This is a genomic window from Methylomonas koyamae, assembly GCF_019669905.1.
Lineage (GTDB): Bacteria > Pseudomonadota > Gammaproteobacteria > Methylococcales > Methylomonadaceae > Methylomonas > Methylomonas koyamae.
Genome location: NZ_AP019777.1, coordinates 3,121,121 through 3,138,674 on the forward strand (window position 1 = coordinate 3,121,121; position 17,554 = coordinate 3,138,674).

The window sequence follows — 17,554 nt, forward strand, 5'->3', positions numbered from 1 at the left end:
TGTATACATGTCTGATATCGCAACCAACGTCATCGTCGATGGCACATTAAACACGCTGATCGGCGCCTCGGTCGTCACCTGGGCGTTGATTCTGGTCAAAGGGGTGCAACACCTGCGCATCTCCTACCACCACCGCAACTTCAGCAAACGCTTTTGGAGCGCCGCCGATATCCAGGCCGCGTCGCAATTGCCGGACCAGCACGGCCCGGCCGCCCGCGTCGCCGGCATCGGCTTCTCGACCTTGATCGAAACCGATAGCGGCGCCTCGACCCACGATCTGGAACATACCTGGGACCGCCAGGAATTGTTGGATCGCCGCCTGCGCCAGCAAATGCAAAAAGAGCGCGGCTCGTTGGAAAGCGGCCTGGCGGTATTGGCCACCATCGGCAGCATCTCGCCCTTCGTCGGCTTGTTCGGCACGGTATGGGGCATCATGGGGGCGTTGACCAACATCAGCAAAAGCGGCTCGGCCAGCCTGGAGGTCGTGGCCGGCCCAATCGGCGAAGCCTTGATCGCCACCGCGGTCGGGATCGCGGTCGCGGTGCCGGCCGTGATCGGTTACAACTTCTTCATCCGCCGCAACAAAGTGATCTGGGCCTTTCTGGACGACTTCGCCATCGATTTCGTGCATCTGGCGCTGAAACACGGCTTCGTCATCGAACGCGCCGGCAACAAATCCGCCAATGCGGCGGCACGGCTGACCGAAATCAGCGCGGCCAAAAAACCGGCATCGAAGCCGCTGCATGACGAACTGATCGCGAAGGAGGCGCACGCTTAATGGCTTTCAATACTAAAGACGACGGCGGCGACGACGTCATGGGCGAAATCAACGTCACCCCGCTGGTAGACGTAATGCTGGTGCTGTTGGTGGTGTTCATCGTCACCGCCCCGCTACTGACCAATGCGGTACACGTCAACCTGCCGAAAACCGCGGAAACCGCGCCGCCGGAAGAAAAGGCCGCCACCTATCTGAGCGTGGATGCGCAAGGCAAGGTGTTCATCGACAAGCAGGAATTTGCCGTCGATGCCGTCGAAACCGAGCTGAAAAACCGCAAAGCGGCCGATCCGGAACTGGCGCTGAACCTGAACGCCGACGACGGCGTGCAATACGGCATCGTCGCCAAAGTGATGGCCGCCATCGAGCGGGCCGGCGTCACCAAACTGGCCGTGCTGACCGCACCGTCCAACTAAACCCAAGCCAACCCGGCCCGGCAACGGCAATGCCGTTGAGTTAAACGGTTCGATGTTCACTCCCCTCTTTGAAAAAGAGGGGGCGGGGGAGATTTTTCAAATCCCCCTCGATCCCCCTTTTCCAAAGGGGGAGGCCGGCTTAACTTAACGGCATTGCCGGCAACGGGCCGGGTTTAGTCGTTACCCAATCAAGGAGAACCCAATGGCGCGCAAAACCGCCGACGACTTCCACCCGGAAGCCCTGAAATTATTCGACCAATACGTGCACGGCGATATTTCCCGGCGCGATTTTTTATCCTCGGTCCCCAAATACGCCCTGCTCGGCCTGAGCGCCGAAGCGCTGCTGGAGGCGCTGAATCCGCGCTTTGCGGAGGCGAAACAAATCGCCGACAACGACCCGCGCGTCAAAACCCGTTATCTGGAGATTCCGTCGCCGCACGGCAACGGCAAAGTTCGCGGCTTGCTGGCAGAACCGGCCAATGCCAAAGGCAAACTGCCCCTGGTGCTGGTGGTCCACGAAAACCGTGGCCTGAATCCGCACATCGAAGATATCGCCCGCCGGTTGGCGGTCGACAATTTCATCGCCTTCGCCCCGGACGCGCTATACACGCTGGGCGGCTATCCGGGCGACGAAGACAAGGCCCGCGAATTGTTCCAGAAGCTGGATAAAACCAAGACCCAAAACGATTTCCTGGCCGCGGCCCAGGCCCTGAAAAAATTGCCGGAAGGTAACGGCAAACTCGGCGCGGTCGGCTTTTGCTACGGCGGCGGCATCGTCAATTTCCTGGCGACGCGGTTACCGGACCTGGCAGCCGGCGTGCCGTTCTACGGCGCCCAACCGCCGGCCGAAGAAGCCGCCAAGATCAAGGCGCCATTGCTGATCCATTACGCCGGCGTCGACGACCGCATCAACGCCGGCTGGCCGGCCTACGAAGCGGCGCTGCAAAAAGCCGGCGTCAATTACGAAGCCCATACCTATCCGGGCGTGCAGCACGGCTTCAATAACGACACTACGCCGCGTTACGACGCCGCAACGGCCAAGCTGGCTTGGGATCGAACCATCGCTTTCTTCAACGCTTATTTACGCGACAGCTAAACGTAAGGAGGTTAACCGTGAAAGTGGAAGTACATGTCTGGGATTGGCCGTTACGGCTATTCCATTGGTTGTTGGTGGCGGCCGTGGTCGGCGCTTACTGGACCGGCAAAGTCGGCGGCGAATGGACCGACTGGCACGGCCGTTTCGGCAGCGCGGTACTGGGCTTGGTCGTGTTCCGGCTGGTGTGGGGTTTTGTCGGCAGCACTCACGCCCGCTTCGCCAATTTCTTTCCGACCTTTTCCCGAATCGCCGCCTACATCCGCGGCGAATGGCTCGGCGCCGGCCACAATCCGCTCGGCGCGCTGGCGGTATTTGCCTTGCTGGCGGTGTTGATCGTACTCGCCGGCACCGGCTTGTTCGCCAACGACGATATCGCCTTCGAGGGCCCGCTGTTCGACCTGATCGACAAGGATCTCAGCGACAAACTCAGCGGCTGGCATTTACGTAGCGTCAACGTGCTGCTGATCCTGGTCGGCGTCCACGTCGCGGCGATTTTGTTTTACCAGCACGTGAAAAAAGCCGGTCTGATCGGCGCGATGCTGACCGGCAAAAAGCAGTTGCCCAGGTCGTTGGCACCGGCAGACGCCACACCGGCCGGACCGATACGCTTGATCGCCAGCATCGCCTTGGCGCTGTCGGTGGTATGGGGCGTTTGGGGCGGCGAACCGTTGCAGGCCCTGGCCAAACTGGCCGGCGTGCAGAACGTACAGGCCGGCAACAAACTCTGAGTAACCTCGGTTTGCCGGCCACCGGCCGCCGGCGAACGCGTTTGGCAAGCAAACCAGGCCGGACATTTTTGAACAATAAAGGAGCAAACCCAATGAAAACCCAATTGGCAATCGCACTGGCGCTAGGCGCGGTTACGACGGCGGCTTTGGCCGGGCCGATCGAGGAGCAAATCCGTTTCCGCCAGTCCGCTTATTCCTTCCTGGGCTGGAACACGGCAAAAATCAAAGCCCAAGCCGCCGACCACCCGGAAACCTTCAATAAAGACCAAGTCGTCGCCGCCGCGAACGCGATTGCCGCGGTGGCCAATGCCAATCTACTGGAATTGTACGGCCCCGGCACCGACCAAGGCATCGGCTGGAAACCGACCCGCTTGAAGCCGGAATACTTTCAAAAACAAGCCGAAGTCAAAGAGCTGGAAGCCACGTTCATTAAAGAAGCCAACGAATTGCAGAAAGTGGCCGAAGACGGCGATGTCGGCGAAATCAAGGCCCAGTTCGGCAAACTCTCCGCCAGTTGCAAAGGCTGCCACGATTTGGTCAGAGTCCGCGAGTAAGCCGTTTCGAAAAAATACACGGCCATTCCAATCCAAAAGCCAACCGGGGGCTTGCCACCGGTTGGCTTTTTTATGCCGGAAACATTGGTTTCGACAGCGGCGATACCTAACGACACTTAAAGCGACAAACCGGTGTAACTTCAAAGCCAACACAGCATTAACAGGCTGGTGAAAAACCCACTGATATTTCCCCTTACCCACGGTTTCCGTGATTTTTTCGTGTTGAAATCGGTCATGACATCGAGTTTCAACCGTTTTGCCCCTGTTTCAAGGGCTTTTTATTCGCCTGAAGCCGTCTGTGGACGGTTTTCAGGCGCACTTCGCCCTAGGTGGGCGCACTCCACGCCGGTTTCGGCGTGAACACCAATAGGTTGAGCAAGCGCGTCAGGTTGTAGGCGGCAAAGCAAAACAAGGCCTGACCTGCGACTTTGGCTAAGCCGATGTGGCGGGTTTTACGCAGGCCCCCGACGGTCTTGATCCAGCCGAAGGCTTCTTCGACGATTTTGCGGCGCTTGAGGCTTTGAGCGTACGCTTTGCCGCGCGCGGTGCGGCCATCGACGGCACTGCCGGTCTTTTTGCGAGCAACATGGGCTTTGATGTCTTGCGTCTTGAGTTTGTTGACGAACGCCGGTTGGTCATAGCCTTTGTCGGCACCGACGCTGCCGCCTTTGGGAACACGGCGTTTGATCATTGTTTGCGCGGCTTCGATTTCAGCGGTGCCGGTGGCTTGGGTGGTTTCGACATCGACAATCAGGCCGTTACGATTCTCGGATAGGGCATGGGTGATGTAACGCAGTTTGGCCTCGGTGTATTCGCCTTTCTTGTAAAGCCGCGCTTCGGGGTCTGTCGTGCTCTGATGCGTGGCATTGCTGCGCTTTTCGCCGCTGAAGTCGACCTCGGGATTGCGGCCGGCGGGTTTATCAGGACCGCTGCCGTCTTTCTTCACGAAGCTTTTGTGCGAGGCCCAGGCTTCGATCAGGCTGCCGTCGACACTGAAGTGTTCGTCGGACACCAGGTTTTGCCATTCGGCAATGGCCAAGACCCGCTCAAAAAACTCGCGACTCAGTGCTTCGGACAGCAGGCGCTCGCGGTTGGCGCTGAACACGCTGCGTTCCCAGACAGCATCGTCGATACCCAAACCGACAAACCAGCGAAACAGCAGGTTGTAGTCCAGCTGTTCCATCAACTGGCGTTCGCTACGAACGGTGTACAGCACTTGCAATAGCAAGGCGCGCAGCAGTTTTTCGGGCGCAATCGACGGGCGGCCAGTATGGGAGTAGCATTCGGCAAAGACCGCATCCATAGAGGCCAATACGCCATCGACGAGTAGCCGTAAACGACGCAACGGATGCTGTTTGGGAATACGGTCTTCCAGGCTAACGTAGCTGAACCAGCTATTTTGAATGGCATCGTGTCCGCGCATGGGGGGCTTCTCCAATTTAGATGCGCTATTTTACTTGTTTGCTGAGGCTATGCGCCTTGATGACTGCAGCTTTGGGAGTTTTTCACCAGCCTGTTAAACGAGTCTGTATTTCAAAAGCTTAACGTTAAGCGACCAATCTCTTCACCGTCCGCAGCCTTTTAGTGCAAGGCAAATTGCTAAGCCGCGCGTCTAAACCTGCCGGATTTGTCACAGTTTTAGTTCGGCAAAACAGTACTACACTGGAATGCTGTTACCTAGACAATACAAACGAATATTCAATAGAGCGATGCTTAATCAAACTTCAATCAAAACGCGTGTTACCGGGATTATTCTTTTTGTAAACATTGTTTTCTTGCTTTTAGGCATTTTTTACTGGGTCTGGCTGCAAAGCCAACCATTGGCCAGCATGCCGGCAGACGAGTTGATTGCGAAACTGAATAACACCGTGCGCCTACTTGCTGGCGGCTTTGTCGCTTCGATAGCCTGTTCGGTATTCGCTGTGTCGATGACCATAGAGGCGCATGTCAGTCGTCCCATTGAGCAGGCCATCGGTCAGCTGAAACGCATGCAGCAAAATTTGCATACCCGATTGGACACCGAGGCCGATGACGAATTGGCGAGGTTATTTTCAGCTTTTAATAACCATTCCGACGGTTTGCAACATATCATCGAAGAAGTGGCTGTAACTTCCGATGATCTCAACGTTGCGGTTGAACAATTCATCGGCAACAGCCAACAGAGCATCGATTTGGCAACCTCGCAACAACGTGAAACCGATCAGGTGGTCCGAGCCAGTTCGCAAATGGCGCTTTCTTCCAACGGTATGGCCCATCATGCCGAAGCCACCCAGTCTTCCGCGTCCAATGCCAAAAAACAAACCGAAACTGGCTTACAGGTGGTGAACCAAACTATCCATGCCATCGGTTCGTTGGCCGGCCAAATGGAAGGCATGCAGAGTACTGTGACCCGATTGGATAAGGGCAGCCAAAATATCGGTGACGTGATAGACACCATCGCCAAGATTGCCGATCAAACCAATCTGTTAGCATTAAATGCCGCCATCGAAGCTGCCAGAGCTGGCGAACACGGCCGCGGTTTTGCCGTGGTAGCCGATGAAGTACGCAAACTGGCATCGGATACTCAAGGCGCGACTCAGCAAATTCACCAAATTATCGTCGATCTGCAAGGCGCGGCGCGGGATGTGACCAATGCGATCGGCAAGGGTACCGAGCAAGCGCGTAACTGTGTCGAACAAGCCAATTCCGCCGGCGCTGCGCTCAACGAGATCAACCATCGCGTCGATTCGGTCAACGCCATGGGCCAGCAAATTTCGGTAGCGGCGCAACAGCAATACCAATCCGCCGAGGAAATTAGCCAGAGCATGCTGCGCATCAACCAGCTTGCGGAAGCCAACACGCAAGCGATGAACCAGAACCAGGAAGTCAGCGAAATTTTGTCGCAACGGGCCAAAAAACTGGAACAACTGGTTTCCCGCTTCAAGCACCCATCGGGTTCGAATGCCGTGGAATTCGGCCGGGACGACATCGTCAATGCCGTCAGAAACATGAGTGCGGCTGAAATCGACCGGATGGCGTTTGGCGCCGTGGAACTGGACAGCAATGGCATTATCATTCGCTACAATGCCGCGGAAGGGGCGATTACCGGACGTAAACCGCAAGAGGTATTGGGCAAAAACTTTTTTACCGACGTAGCCCCGTGTACCAACACGCCCAAATTCAAAGGCGAATTCGATCAAGGCGTGCGTAGAGGGATGTTAGACAAGAAATTCGAATATACCTTCGACTACAACATGCGCCCCACCAAAGTGAAAGTGCACATGAAGAAATCGCTGAGCGGTAACACTTACTGGATTTTCGTAAAACGGATCTAAGCGCGATGTGGTGGGCGAATAGCGCCAATCTTCGCCGGTTAATCGTGGATATCGTTTCCGGCTACTTTGCTACGCAGCGCCTTGGCGGCTTCGTACCTTCCATACAAAACATCACCCTGGCCGATGACTGGTTGCAGCCGCCGGTAGCGATGGATTCTATCGAACTACTCGACTGCGCCACGCAGTTTGCCCAACGGCTCCACATTCACGACACCGGATTGGAAGATTTATTACTGATCCAGCCGTGTTTGAAAAACTGGAAAGCGGTCGCCGAGCAGAGTCTGGAAAAAGCCCATCGCAATATCAGTTTCTTCAGTTCCGGTTCGACCGGTCCAGCCCAGCGCTATTGCCTACCGGCCGCACATTTGATGACGGAAATTCAGTTCATTGCCGAGCATCTGTTACCCGGAACTGCGCCGGTTCAAAGGCGGGTATGGACCTTGGTACCTGCCCAACATATTTACGGCTTCATTTTCACAATCCTGTTGCCTGCGGCATTAACCGACCGTCCCGAAGTATTGGATGGCCGCCGGCGCATGCTGTCAGCCTTGCAGCGGGAATTTAGACCGGGTGACATCATTGTCGCCGTCCCGGACTTTTGGCGGCAATGGGTCAAAGCCGGTCAGATGTTACCGCCCGGCGCTATTGCAATCACCGCATCGGCGCCATGCGAACCCGATGTGTTACAGGTATTGCAAGAACAAGGGGCTGAAATACTCGAAATTTACGGCGCTTCGGAAACCGGAGGCATTGGTTTTCGCAAACAACCCGACTCGGCATTCACCTTAATGCCCCACTGGCGTGTGAAGCAAAACAATTTAGTCAGTACCTTCCATAGCGCCGCGATCCCAGACCATCTGCAATGGTTAGACGAACAAAACTTCATAGTTTGCAATCGCCGAGACGGAGCGATACAACTCGGCGGAACCAATGTCTATCCCGATGAAATTGCCCAATTGATTTGCCGGCATGACCGAATCGAAGCGGCGGCGGTGAGATTGCACGGACATCAACTTAAAGCCTTTCTTGTACCCAATTCCCCCATCCAAGCCGACGCCGAATTGATAGCCGATGTGTCGGTTTGGCTAGCAGCCCGCCTCCCCGCCTTACTTATTCCCAAACATTTCACCGTTGGCGTTGCGCTGCCGCGTAACTCGATGGGCAAACTCAGCGACTGGCCGCTCAATTACCAATCCAATTGATCCGAGCACTCGTCCACAGGAGTATTCAAACCATCGATAATGGCTTGCTTGATTTTCGGGTCTTTAGATAAATAGTCGCTGTCTGCCTCAGCATTAATATTGTTTTTTAGAAATAGCACAAAGTCGAGGACTTCTTTTTGAGAAGGTAACGGCAATGTGTTGATTTATTTATGAATTTTTTCTTGCAGAGAATTCATTTATTAATCTCGATTTGTCGCTCGGTGATTGCCTAATTTATCCAGCAAAATCTTCATGTTTTGCCTTCAAAGGCATCCAGCAGGTCATCCGGCACAGGCGCAACTGTCGAGTAACACCCGGTTCATGACGGAATCTCCAAGTCTCGTAATGCTTGCCAATTGTCGTCAATATCGACCGCCCCTCTGCAATTCAGCAACTTTTGATGCTGCTTGAAGCGGATGTATTCCTCAATCGCTTTGGCAATGCCTTCCTTGCTGGTTTTGGCTTAGGTGTAAATCAGAAGTTGCTCCAGAACCGAATTATCCAGGGAGGTAGTGGTTTTCATGGAACGACCTTTTAATAACATTTCAGAACTTATAACATGCCAGCCTACAAAACCCGGTAGCCGAAAAAACGGCGCAAGCGTCCAGTAACAGCTTGATGGTTGATTCCATTCGTTGCGCATGGTTTGAAATTCGGTGTTTATAGCTTCATCGCTACGCTGTCAGACCGGCAGGCTGTGTAGAAAAGCAACCAAGGCTTCGTTGGCTGCAGGTTCCGGCGTCGAGTCGGGTTTGGATTCGGGAAATTCGACGAAATGTAAAACCTCCAACACCTTGGCGATCGGTAGGGCTTTTACGTGTTGGTAGATGGTGTCGGCGATGGTCATTTAAGTTGTTATCCAGGAATTTTAGGGAGCCTCTAAAAATCCACGATTAATCAGATTCGGGGCGTAAAAAGCGCTCGGAAGCTGACATTTCCAAGCGGACTACCTTCAACTCGAAGCCTTTTCAGCTCCGATAGGCGGCATCAAGACGCAGCTACCCTGCGAATGGCACAAAAACGTCGCATGTTGTACACCAGATTCATGAAGCCGATACGTACTTCGGCGCGGGCTAGGCCAATGCAACGAACCGTCTTGCCGCCCCATTGCGCCATCCAGGCAAACACGTGTTCGACCCGGCAACGGGTTTTGGAGCGGGTGCTGTTGCCTTTAGGGAACCTCTAAAAATTGCGCCCGGCGAGTAAAATGAGTCGGAGCTAAAGACCTTTGGAGAGCAGAGATGACGGTGGCACAAGACGACCTTTTCGGTTCCCTGTTTGAACATCGAGATCGTCGAATCGATCGTTTGGGTAATCCGTTGTTGGAATTGGACGCGCAAGTGGATTGGGACGCGTTCCGGCCGCTGCTGGATCGAGTCCATCACAAAGTCCGCAAATCGTCTGCCGGGCGTAAGCCTTGGGATGGGGTGTTGATGTTCAAAGCGTTGGTCATCGCCAGTCTCTACAATCTGAGCGACGAGCAACTGGAGTTTCAAATCGAAGACCGGCGCAGTTTTCAGCGTTTTATCGGTTTGTCGGATGCCAAGCACGCGCCGGACCGCAACAGTTTCTGGCTATTTCGCGAGTCGCTCAAGGCGTTGAAATTGACCGAAACCTTGTTCAACGAATTCAACCGGCAATTGGATCGCGCCGGCCTGATTGCCCGCAAGGGTCAACTGATTGACGCCAGCTTCGTCAAGGCGCCGGTGCAGCGTAATACGCCGGACGAGAACGCCCGGATTAAAGCTGACGAAACCGTCGAGGACTGGTCAGCCTCCAAACGCCGTCAGAAGGATACCGATGCGCGCTGGACCAAGAAAGGTGACAAGAGTTATTACGGGTACAAGAATCACGTCAACGTTGATAATGCCCACAAGTTGGTGCGCAAATACACGGTCACCGATGCCAGCATCCACGACTCCCAAGCCCTGAACGGCTTGCTCGATAGCGGCAATACCAGCCGGGATGTGTGGGCCGACAGTGCGTACCGATCCGAAGCCACGGAAGCCTGCCTTAAAGCACAAGGCTACCGCAGCCGGATTCACCGCAAAGGGGTGCGCGGCAAACCGCTGACTGACCGGGAAAAACAAGGTAACAGTACCCGCTCCAAAACCCGTTGCCGGGTCGAGCACGTGTTTGCCTGGATGGCGCAATGGGGCGGTAAGACGATCCGTTGCATTGGCCTAGCCCGCGCCGAAGTGCGTATCGGCTTCATGAATCTGGTGTACAACATGCGACGTTTTTGCGCCATTCGCAGGGTAGCTGCGTCTTGATGCCGCCCATCGGAGCTGAAAAGGTTTCGAGTTGAAGGTAGTCCGCTTGGAAATGTCCGCTTTCGAGCGCGTTTTACGCCCCGAATCTGATTAATCGTGGATTTTTAGAGGCTCCCTTTAATTTAAAAACGTCCAAAAACTTGCAAAGTCCGATGTTTCAACGTTCTTCAATATCTATTTTTTGCTTAACGCAAACGATTTCATTTTGCTCGTTCAATGAATACACGAAAGAATGAACTCTGCGCCCAACGAAATCATCGTGATGCTCGCCATATGCGCCTTTTTCTCCGGCAATAATCCAAACCGGAGCCAAGTTTTCTTTATCCAGTAAATTTAAAAATGCCGTCTTATTGATCAGGGCAGTGCTCGGTCCTTCTTCCTCTACTGATGGATCTTTGAACAAAGTTTGGCCGTTCTCATCTGCAAAGCACAGCGTGCGCCCATCAATTAGCCTTAAACCAAGCTTTTGTATTAGCCACGGCGCTGGCAAATAAATATTGATACTCCCATCAAGCGAGTAATCGTATCCTCCACGTTCCGCAGTGTATTTGGCGAATGTTGGTAACAGTTTGGAACGAAAACCATAATCTCGGTCAACTGTTGTCCAGTCATCGTCCAACTTATATGACGGATGCCAAGGGTATTCGCCTATAAACGAATCATAAAATTCGCCGATTTTTGGAAACGCATTGGGATCGACCAAGTTATGTTTGGAAATCGCGTTTATGAATTGGTTTTTATGCCGCTTTCTGACGACCACACACCAACATCTACACCATGAGTCGATACGCGAGTCCAAATCATAAGAAGTGCTGTAATGCTTGAAACTTTTCAAAACCAACCAACGCTGCCCCGTTTCTGAATCAGTTACATCTAGCAACGACGAACTATTCAATTGATCGGATTCGTTTTGTAACCAAAGTTTTTGCTCTTGCTTCTTCAGTAATCGCAACTTTAGCGTTTGCGGCGACCACCAGGCATAGCGATGATTTTCCCAGTCGTCGTCTTTGGTTTTAAAAATTAATAATGACGGATCTATATTTCGTTTACCAATCTGCCACGGGCCATAGTATTCGTGAACATCATCACTATAACCAGAGTCGTATATTAAATTATCCGCCATCCGTGCCAATAATTCATACAAAGCCAGCCATTGATATTTCTTTCCAATCCGTTCCATTTGTTTATGGCGTCTGCCGCGGCCAGAGCCAATTCTGCTATCGAATTCGCCAAATAAATCAGTTGACCATCCGTAATCGTGAGCCCTTTTGGTTACCCATAGCTGAGCTAAAATATCGTCAAAATGCTCCGTTCGATTAGTTGAATATCGATTCAGAATTTGTCTTATTCCTTGTCGGCATCCAGCCCAGTATTCGTATTTATATTTGTCGTCGAGTAAGTGAATAAATTTTTTTTCAAGCTCTTCGAATCTAGCTTCGTTTTGCTTCTTTATCTCTAAATTCTTATCGTCATAAGCAACAATTTTGATCTTGATTTCAGTGCTGGACGCTTGTTTTTGTGATTTTTGATTTTCCGTATTTGGCTCCGAGCTATTGCAATCGATACAGAACTCCAGCATTTCATTAAATGCCGATAACTGATCAGAGTTTGCATGATCGGCTAGCATTGAACGGAAGACTTCAAAGTTCTCGTGCGGCGTTAATGCCTTATCTAAGTCAAGTGTTGTTACTGTCCAATAACGAATTGAAGGACTGATAATATATTTGGCAAAATCCCCCAGCCACTCACTGCTCGCCGACCTAACAATATGATCTTTGAATTTGTCGCCATATTTCTCTAAATCCTCTTTGGCCACGAATTCAATCGGCCAATCACTGTGATATGGTGGCCTTACTTTTTCAATATCTACTTCTTCCGGCAACAACTCGCAGTGCAACGTGTATTCGATGATACCTCTGGCATAGTCGCGTAAAAGCAAATGGGGTGGCGGCTTACCATCGGCAAAAATCCATTGGTAAACAAAAAGAGCAAGTTCGGAGAGATTTTTTTGGGTTTGAGCTTGTAATGTAGCGCCATAGCAGGCCGCTAATAGCCGCTCCAAAATGTAAAGGTCATCGACCTGTTTGAAGCGTTCCAACAAACTAAGTGCTAACAGCAATCGTGGCGCTAGTAAAGCGGTTAATCCTTTGGTAGCCCGATCTCGAACAGTGCGATACGACGTCGAAAATAACCATGCCAACATCGTTGCCGCCAATTCGGCGCGCAGTGGGTCTATTTTCTCAAAACCCGATTCCACCGTCCAGGAAAGCAAAGTATCAAGCGGTTCGCCATCTTCAAGGTTGAGATTGGCGATAGCAATAGACCATTTCGCATCGCGCTCAGGCATCGTCAAATGAGCTAATTTTCCATGCAGATAATTAGCATTGAAGCGGTTGTCAGGCTCCGTACTAACAGCAATAAGTGTTTCCAGCCAGTGGTTCCGATAATTTTGTGATAAATCAATCACTAATTCCCGAGTTCTATCGGTAAAACAATCCTGACGACGTAATAATAAACTTTTGAAAAATGCTTCATTAATTATCCATTTATATGATCCGTTCGCTGATGGAAATATATCGAGCAATTCACAATCTCTTGTTTCCGATAGTAAAACCGCTAGTGCTTCGATAATACCGGCAACCCTGTAAACATCTTTACGGGAAAGAAAAGTGTGTAGCGGAGTCCCTGTTTCCAAGGGTTGAATGCTATTTTTCGAAGAAATATGCTCATTTAACAAATGCCCAGCAATTTGAAAGTCGCTGAAACGCTCGAACGTAAAACGTGCTTGTTCTTCTAACTGATTATTTTCGATATAAATAGGCTCAATCGTTAAAATTCCCTCATGTTCTAATTGGCTCAACAAGCTGCGGTCTTGTTGACCCGTAGAGGCATATATCGAATCAAAACAAGCGATAGTCGTTTCAATTGACAGGTAGGAAGATTGATTGGTTAGTAATTTTGCAGTAAATGCCTTTAACCCCCGCACAATAATATTCTGCCTTTTATCCAGCCCCATCCGCAATTCAATTTGGTTGGCTAATGATTTTAGATAAAAATCGAAATATTCCGTTAAACCTTGTATTCCTCGTGGAAAACAGTTGAGCCCTTGTCGTTCCAAACTGTCGCACAAGGTTTTAAGGAAAAGCGGGTTGTTAAATTCAGGTAATAACTGCGGAACACTAGGCCGGATAATTTTGCGTTTGGCCAGATAAGTTCTGGCTGCGTACCCGCCTCCATCGGCAAAACCGTGGTGTTCTATCTGCTTCAAGCTATCACGCAGTAATGAATCGGCGGGCAAGACAAACGGTAAGTAAGTTGTGCGGCATGAAACAATAAGGGCGAGATGGGGATAGCGTTTAACTTCCTCTATTATCGGAGCCAGATGTTGAGGCCAAATTTCGACACCGAAACGTTCGTTTAACGCGTCGATCATCAGCAACGTTCTCACGCCTGCTGCTTGTCCCGCCGCATCCAACGCTCCGAGAAAGGTTGAAAATGAGATATGTCTTAAATCCAACTGCTCAAGAATTTGTGTGCGAGGGTCTTGTAAAAAAAACTGACTGTTGATCAATAAAACAACCGGATAACCTTTTTTGAATGCATCATTGGCAATGTCAGCCAACAGGTGCGATTTGCCGGATCCCGCTTCGCCGTAAAGAAGCACAGCCTGTTCGTTTGCCAGTACCCAAATATCTGAATTGAGTTTTTCGTCTATTTCCTCAAGCGTTTGTACGAACTGATTAAGTTCGTTTAATGCGGCCCGGACTTTATCTTTTTTCGCTTTATCTTTTTCTTCTGAATCGAGATGCCAGAAATGGGCCTGCCATTCATTCGTAACAGCCTGTAGTTTTTGAATTTGGCTGCGCTATTCCGCGATAGGGTAAGGCTTTGTTATCGAATAACTTTGCTTAAGGACATCGATTAGTTTGTCGTTTTCGTTTAATAAAGCCTGTAAATCTGTTTCTGGGATATTAGCTTGTTGAAAATCATATTTTAAGCTATTGAGTTGTTTTCTTATCGGCGCAATGAAACCCTCGCGTTGTTCCTCAAGCCAAGGTGATCGACTAATTCCTAAAAATACTTGCCGTATTGGTAACGATATATGAAATTCAGGTGTATATCGGGAACCTAACGAACTACAGGCAGTGTTGATGTGCCGAGAAAACCAAACAGGCGTAAAGTAAAGTTCATCAAAGAAAAAACTTATTCTTCCGGCGTAATACGGGTCATTGCGATGCAAGCGTTCTCGAATATTGGTGGCTTGCCAAAGTACAATATCTATATTGCGTTCTTCATCTAATTCGGAGAGCTGAGCAGTTTTCCAATCTATCCAACGTTGCCCTTCAGTTTTACGTTTTCCGGTTCTCCCATCTTTAAGATCTATTGGTAAACAAACGATATAACGATTCAGTTTGGGATGCTTTTCAATCGCTTGTTGCAACGACTCGGTAAGCTGCGCCATCTGACCGGAATCAAATTTATCGAAGAATTTTGCTTGCCAACCTGTTTCGGTTTCGTCAGCGTGACGTATGTAACATTCAACTCCGGCATCCGATCCAATACCCTTACGAAGAAACTCATCGCCCATTGCTCGCGGTTCAAGAGAGGCAAGCTGACAACATAACTCTTCGAAGGCATAGTGTTGGCTACCATTTAACGCGCGAATTTTTAATAGATCAGTATCATTCATTAGTAATCGCTGTAGCTTTTTTAAAATGCGCTGTAGATTTGACAGGATACTGATTGAGTAAGCCGACAGAGCCCATAAGTGGTCGCCTGAATCCGGAGTGCGGTTGAATGGGTAGTAAATCAACTGGATGTTTTAGCTAATTTTCCAGGCAAAGTCACGTTGCAATCAGTGCGTGACAGTCAAAGTCTTGATTTACTGAATCACCGTTGCAGAATCAGGCAAAACGCTAGCCGATCAATCGGCAGCCATCCCACGAACCAGCCCAATAAATGCCGAATCAGCCATGTGCATTGCAAAGGAACATCAGCCGCGACGGTATAAACAAGATGCAGGGTATCCGGCCCCGCCGGAAAGGATAAACCGCCATCGTCCAGCGGGCGACGGCGGTTGAAATATGGCCTGCGAGCGGCCTTGGAGAAAGGTTACTGTTCGGTTTTCGGCAGATTGGCGTCGTTCAGCAAGCGGTCGTTGCCGGCGCCGGCCGCATCCGCTTCGCCCTCTTGTACCGCTTTGCGGAAGCCCTTGATCGCATCGCCCAAGTCGGCGCCGACGTCTTTCAGACGCTTGGTGCCGAATACCAGTACCACAATTGCCAGCACTACCAATAAGTGCGGAACGCTAAAACCCATGTTGAATCTCCCATCCGGTTATATCGATTGAGGCGGCGCGGCGCCGCCGGTTAATTAGGCCAAGCCGCCGCCGGCAGCCTGGCTGGTTGAATTTAATCCACCGCTTCGGTGGCCAGCGTTGCCGGCAACGGCCCAGCAGCCTGAACCGCAGCTCTGCGACGCTTTTTCGGGGCGAAGGTTTTTTTCAGCCGTTTCCAGCCGATTACCAGTGAGCTGGCGCCTAACACCACGCCGAATCCGACCCAGGTCAGCATCCACACGTCCCAAATCGGCCGGTAATACAGCCAGCCGAAATCCCAATGGTGCAAGCCGGAATACAGCCAGCGGTAAAGCCGGCGGCTGCTGTCCAGTTTGGCAAGTATGCGGCCGTCTTGCGGATCGAGGTAAACCCGGGTGCCGGCCTGGTCGTGGAATTGCGCCAATACTACCGGCAGCGGCTTATCGACCTGGGTTTGATGGTGGCGCGGGTAGTAATAGCTGTCGTAATCGTCCAACACCGCCAGCTCGACCGAGTCGCCGGCGCCGTCCAGGCGTTGCAACGCGGCGGCCAGGGCGGCTTCGCTGAAGCGCGGACCGACGCCGTCCGGGGTTTGCGGCAGACGTTGGCCGTCGCGAGCGTTGGCCAGCAATACCGTGTCGCTACCGAGGCGGCGCCAGTTGATTTCGACGATGTCCGCCCGCCGTGCGGTCTCCGGTAACGGACCGGGCCGCCAGTCGAACATCGCGGTCGGCAATTCGCCGCCCAGGTAGCGGCTGGCTTCGGCCTTGGCGATATTGCCTTCCGAAAACAGTTTGCCGGGATTGGTATCGATGAAGCCGCTCAAGGACCAACCCAACGCAACGGTGCCGCCGATCAAGCCGGTCCAGAAATGCCATTTGAACCAGAATTCCCGGTAGGGTTGGGTGCGGCCTTGAGAATAGGTCGGCTTGCCGCCGAAACCCGGCCGCCAGCGCAGCCAGCCGATGATCAGGCCGGTGATGCAGGCAATCGTCGCCGCCAAACCGGACCACAATTGCACGTCGTGGCGGATATGGCCGAGGCCGATGGCCTCCAGCGGCTTGAATAAGTGGATCCAATTACCGACCCAATACAAGCCGCGATTGAAGCGGGTCGACGCGTGCAACACCTCGCCGGTCCGTGCCGAAATCAGCAATTCCTCGCCGCCGTCGCCGGCTATTTTGTGGAACGGCCGCAACGCGCCCTGGTTGCGCAGGATGATCGGGTTGTCGACGCTTTCCATATAGCTCAACTTAACGTCCCGTTCCGGCTGTTCGGCTGTGAACCAGTGTCGGGCGATTTGCAGCGCCTGTTCTGTGGAAATTTCGCGCAAGCTTCCGTCTAACGCCGAGAACGCAAACCGGTTGCCCTGGGTATCTTCTATCAACCACAGCGGCTCGCCGGCGGTGCGTACCAACCGCGCGTCGGCAATGTTAAGCGGCAATTCCTCGGCGGGTTTGGCTTTGGCCGCGGCGGCCATAGTCTCGCCGCCCGCTGTTGGCGTGGCTTTCAACTTGGCGACCGCCGCCTGGCGCGGCCCGACGCTGTTGGCCCAGACTTCGCCCAAACTCAGCCAGCCGGATTGCGGCTCCAGCGTTTCCGCATGCGCCAGTTGTTGCGCCTTGGTCTGCGTCATCGGCGTCGTATACATAATGGACAGGCCGGACGCAAACCAGACGAACATAAACAACGCCAATACCACGCCCAGCCAACGGTGGGTTTCGTATAGCAACCAATTCAACGACTTCTTCATACTGCCTCGCTTATTTGCTTTATCGAAAATTTTGCCGCCGGCTGCGGCGCAGCGTTGAGACGGTCGGGTCAGAGGCCGGCCAAACCACATCCATGTCCAAGGGGGTTGGTGCCTATATTCGTCTCC

15 protein-coding genes and 1 pseudogene are annotated in these 17,554 nt (G+C 52.2%); 9 read left to right on the plus strand and 7 right to left on the minus strand.

Annotated elements, in window-relative coordinates; translation table 11 throughout:
* Positions 1 to 7: 7 nt before the first annotated feature.
* The 5 genes from MKFW12EY_RS13990 (at position 8) to MKFW12EY_RS14010 (ending at position 3,569) form a co-directional block, all read left to right on the plus strand.
* Positions 8 to 778: a MotA/TolQ/ExbB proton channel family protein gene (locus MKFW12EY_RS13990; RefSeq protein WP_221053203.1), complete on the plus strand. Its 771-nt coding sequence runs from the start codon at positions 8 to 10 to the stop codon at positions 776 to 778.
* Positions 778 to 1,191, plus strand: a complete 414-nt coding sequence (locus MKFW12EY_RS13995; RefSeq protein ID WP_054763817.1) for an ExbD/TolR family protein — start codon at positions 778 to 780, stop codon at positions 1,189 to 1,191. The genes MKFW12EY_RS13990 and MKFW12EY_RS13995 overlap by 1 nt, the downstream gene beginning before the upstream one ends.
* A 202-nt stretch (positions 1,192 to 1,393) precedes the next feature.
* Positions 1,394 to 2,287 (plus strand): dienelactone hydrolase family protein, encoded by an 894-nt coding sequence (locus tag MKFW12EY_RS14000; RefSeq protein WP_221053204.1) that lies wholly within the window; start codon positions 1,394 to 1,396, stop codon positions 2,285 to 2,287.
* Between the two features lie 17 nt (positions 2,288 to 2,304).
* A complete protein-coding gene (locus MKFW12EY_RS14005) occupies positions 2,305 to 3,015 on the plus strand; it encodes a cytochrome b/b6 domain-containing protein (RefSeq protein ID WP_054763780.1) in 711 nt (236 codons plus the stop codon).
* A gap of 92 nt (positions 3,016 to 3,107) precedes the next feature.
* Complete coding sequence (locus MKFW12EY_RS14010) at positions 3,108 to 3,569, plus strand: c-type cytochrome (RefSeq protein ID WP_054763781.1); 462 nt, start codon at positions 3,108 to 3,110, stop codon at positions 3,567 to 3,569.
* 325 nt (positions 3,570 to 3,894) lie between these two features.
* On the opposite strand, the gene MKFW12EY_RS14015 is transcribed toward MKFW12EY_RS14010, so the two are convergent.
* Complete coding sequence (locus MKFW12EY_RS14015) at positions 3,895 to 4,992, minus strand: IS5 family transposase (RefSeq protein ID WP_221053058.1); 1,098 nt, start codon at positions 4,990 to 4,992, stop codon at positions 3,895 to 3,897.
* 352 nt (positions 4,993 to 5,344) lie between these two features.
* On the opposite strand from MKFW12EY_RS14015, the gene pyp reads away from it, so the two are divergent.
* The 3 genes from pyp (at position 5,345) to MKFW12EY_RS14030 (ending at position 8,623) form a co-directional block, all read left to right on the plus strand.
* On the plus strand, positions 5,345 to 6,883 hold the full coding sequence (pyp, locus tag MKFW12EY_RS14020; RefSeq protein ID WP_221053205.1) for a photoactive yellow protein: 1,539 nt from the start codon (positions 5,345 to 5,347) through the stop codon (positions 6,881 to 6,883).
* Positions 6,884 to 6,927: 44 nt separating this feature from the next.
* Positions 6,928 to 8,085, plus strand: coding sequence for an AMP-binding protein (locus tag MKFW12EY_RS14025; RefSeq protein ID WP_172680400.1), 1,158 nt, complete (start codon positions 6,928 to 6,930; stop codon positions 8,083 to 8,085).
* Between the two features lie 349 nt (positions 8,086 to 8,434).
* Positions 8,435 to 8,623, plus strand: a complete 189-nt coding sequence (locus MKFW12EY_RS14030; protein WP_157199658.1) for a hypothetical protein — start codon at positions 8,435 to 8,437, stop codon at positions 8,621 to 8,623.
* Between the two features lie 144 nt (positions 8,624 to 8,767).
* Here MKFW12EY_RS14030 and MKFW12EY_RS14035 read toward each other — a convergent pair whose 3' ends face one another.
* Positions 8,768 to 8,932 (minus strand): hypothetical protein, encoded by a 165-nt coding sequence (locus tag MKFW12EY_RS14035; RefSeq protein ID WP_157199657.1) that lies wholly within the window; start codon positions 8,930 to 8,932, stop codon positions 8,768 to 8,770.
* Positions 8,933 to 9,072: 140 nt separating this feature from the next.
* Positions 9,073 to 9,231: pseudogene (locus MKFW12EY_RS23305) on the minus strand (transposase); the annotation flags it as partial.
* 95 nt (positions 9,232 to 9,326) lie between these two features.
* Between MKFW12EY_RS23305 and MKFW12EY_RS14045 the strand changes: the two are divergent.
* On the plus strand, positions 9,327 to 10,358 hold the full coding sequence (locus tag MKFW12EY_RS14045; RefSeq protein WP_245006310.1) for an IS5 family transposase: 1,032 nt from the start codon (positions 9,327 to 9,329) through the stop codon (positions 10,356 to 10,358).
* Positions 10,359 to 10,515: 157 nt separating this feature from the next.
* On the opposite strand, the gene MKFW12EY_RS14050 is transcribed toward MKFW12EY_RS14045, so the two are convergent.
* The 4 genes from MKFW12EY_RS14050 to MKFW12EY_RS14065 all read right to left on the minus strand — a co-directional run bounded on the left by MKFW12EY_RS14050 (position 10,516) and on the right by MKFW12EY_RS14065 (position 17,428).
* Positions 10,516 to 14,022, minus strand: coding sequence for an NACHT domain-containing protein (locus tag MKFW12EY_RS14050; protein WP_221053207.1), 3,507 nt, complete (start codon positions 14,020 to 14,022; stop codon positions 10,516 to 10,518).
* Positions 14,023 to 14,223: 201 nt separating this feature from the next.
* Positions 14,224 to 15,048, minus strand: a complete 825-nt coding sequence (locus MKFW12EY_RS14055) for a hypothetical protein (RefSeq protein WP_221053208.1) — start codon at positions 15,046 to 15,048, stop codon at positions 14,224 to 14,226.
* A gap of 422 nt (positions 15,049 to 15,470) precedes the next feature.
* Positions 15,471 to 15,677 carry a twin-arginine translocase TatA/TatE family subunit gene (tatA, locus tag MKFW12EY_RS14060; protein ID WP_054763543.1) on the minus strand — a complete coding sequence of 69 codons (207 nt, stop codon included), beginning with the start codon at positions 15,675 to 15,677 and terminating at the stop codon, positions 15,471 to 15,473.
* 92 nt (positions 15,678 to 15,769) lie between these two features.
* Positions 15,770 to 17,428, minus strand: a complete 1,659-nt coding sequence (locus MKFW12EY_RS14065; RefSeq protein ID WP_221053209.1) for a PepSY domain-containing protein — start codon at positions 17,426 to 17,428, stop codon at positions 15,770 to 15,772.
* Positions 17,429 to 17,554 lie beyond the last annotated feature (126 nt).

Excerpts from the sequence above, each read along its gene's own strand:
- MKFW12EY_RS13990 (WP_221053203.1), top strand. The coding sequence starts at position 8 with ATGTCTGATATCGCAACCAACGTCATCGTCGATGGCACATTAAACACG.
- MKFW12EY_RS13995 (WP_054763817.1), top strand. The coding sequence starts at position 778 with ATGGCTTTCAATACTAAAGACGACGGCGGCGACGACGTCATGGGCGAA.
- MKFW12EY_RS14000 (WP_221053204.1), top strand. The coding sequence starts at position 1,394 with ATGGCGCGCAAAACCGCCGACGACTTCCACCCGGAAGCCCTGAAATTA.
- MKFW12EY_RS14010 (WP_054763781.1), top strand. The coding sequence starts at position 3,108 with ATGAAAACCCAATTGGCAATCGCACTGGCGCTAGGCGCGGTTACGACG.
- MKFW12EY_RS14015 (WP_221053058.1), bottom strand. The coding sequence starts at position 4,992 with ATGCGCGGACACGATGCCATTCAAAATAGCTGGTTCAGCTACGTTAGC.
- MKFW12EY_RS14035 (WP_157199657.1), bottom strand. The coding sequence starts at position 8,932 with ATGACCATCGCCGACACCATCTACCAACACGTAAAAGCCCTACCGATC.
- MKFW12EY_RS14045 (WP_245006310.1), top strand. The coding sequence starts at position 9,327 with ATGACGGTGGCACAAGACGACCTTTTCGGTTCCCTGTTTGAACATCGA.
- MKFW12EY_RS14055 (WP_221053208.1), bottom strand. The coding sequence starts at position 15,048 with ATGAATGATACTGATCTATTAAAAATTCGCGCGTTAAATGGTAGCCAA.
- tatA (WP_054763543.1), bottom strand. The coding sequence starts at position 15,677 with ATGGGTTTTAGCGTTCCGCACTTATTGGTAGTGCTGGCAATTGTGGTA.
- MKFW12EY_RS14065 (WP_221053209.1), bottom strand. The coding sequence starts at position 17,428 with ATGAAGAAGTCGTTGAATTGGTTGCTATACGAAACCCACCGTTGGCTG.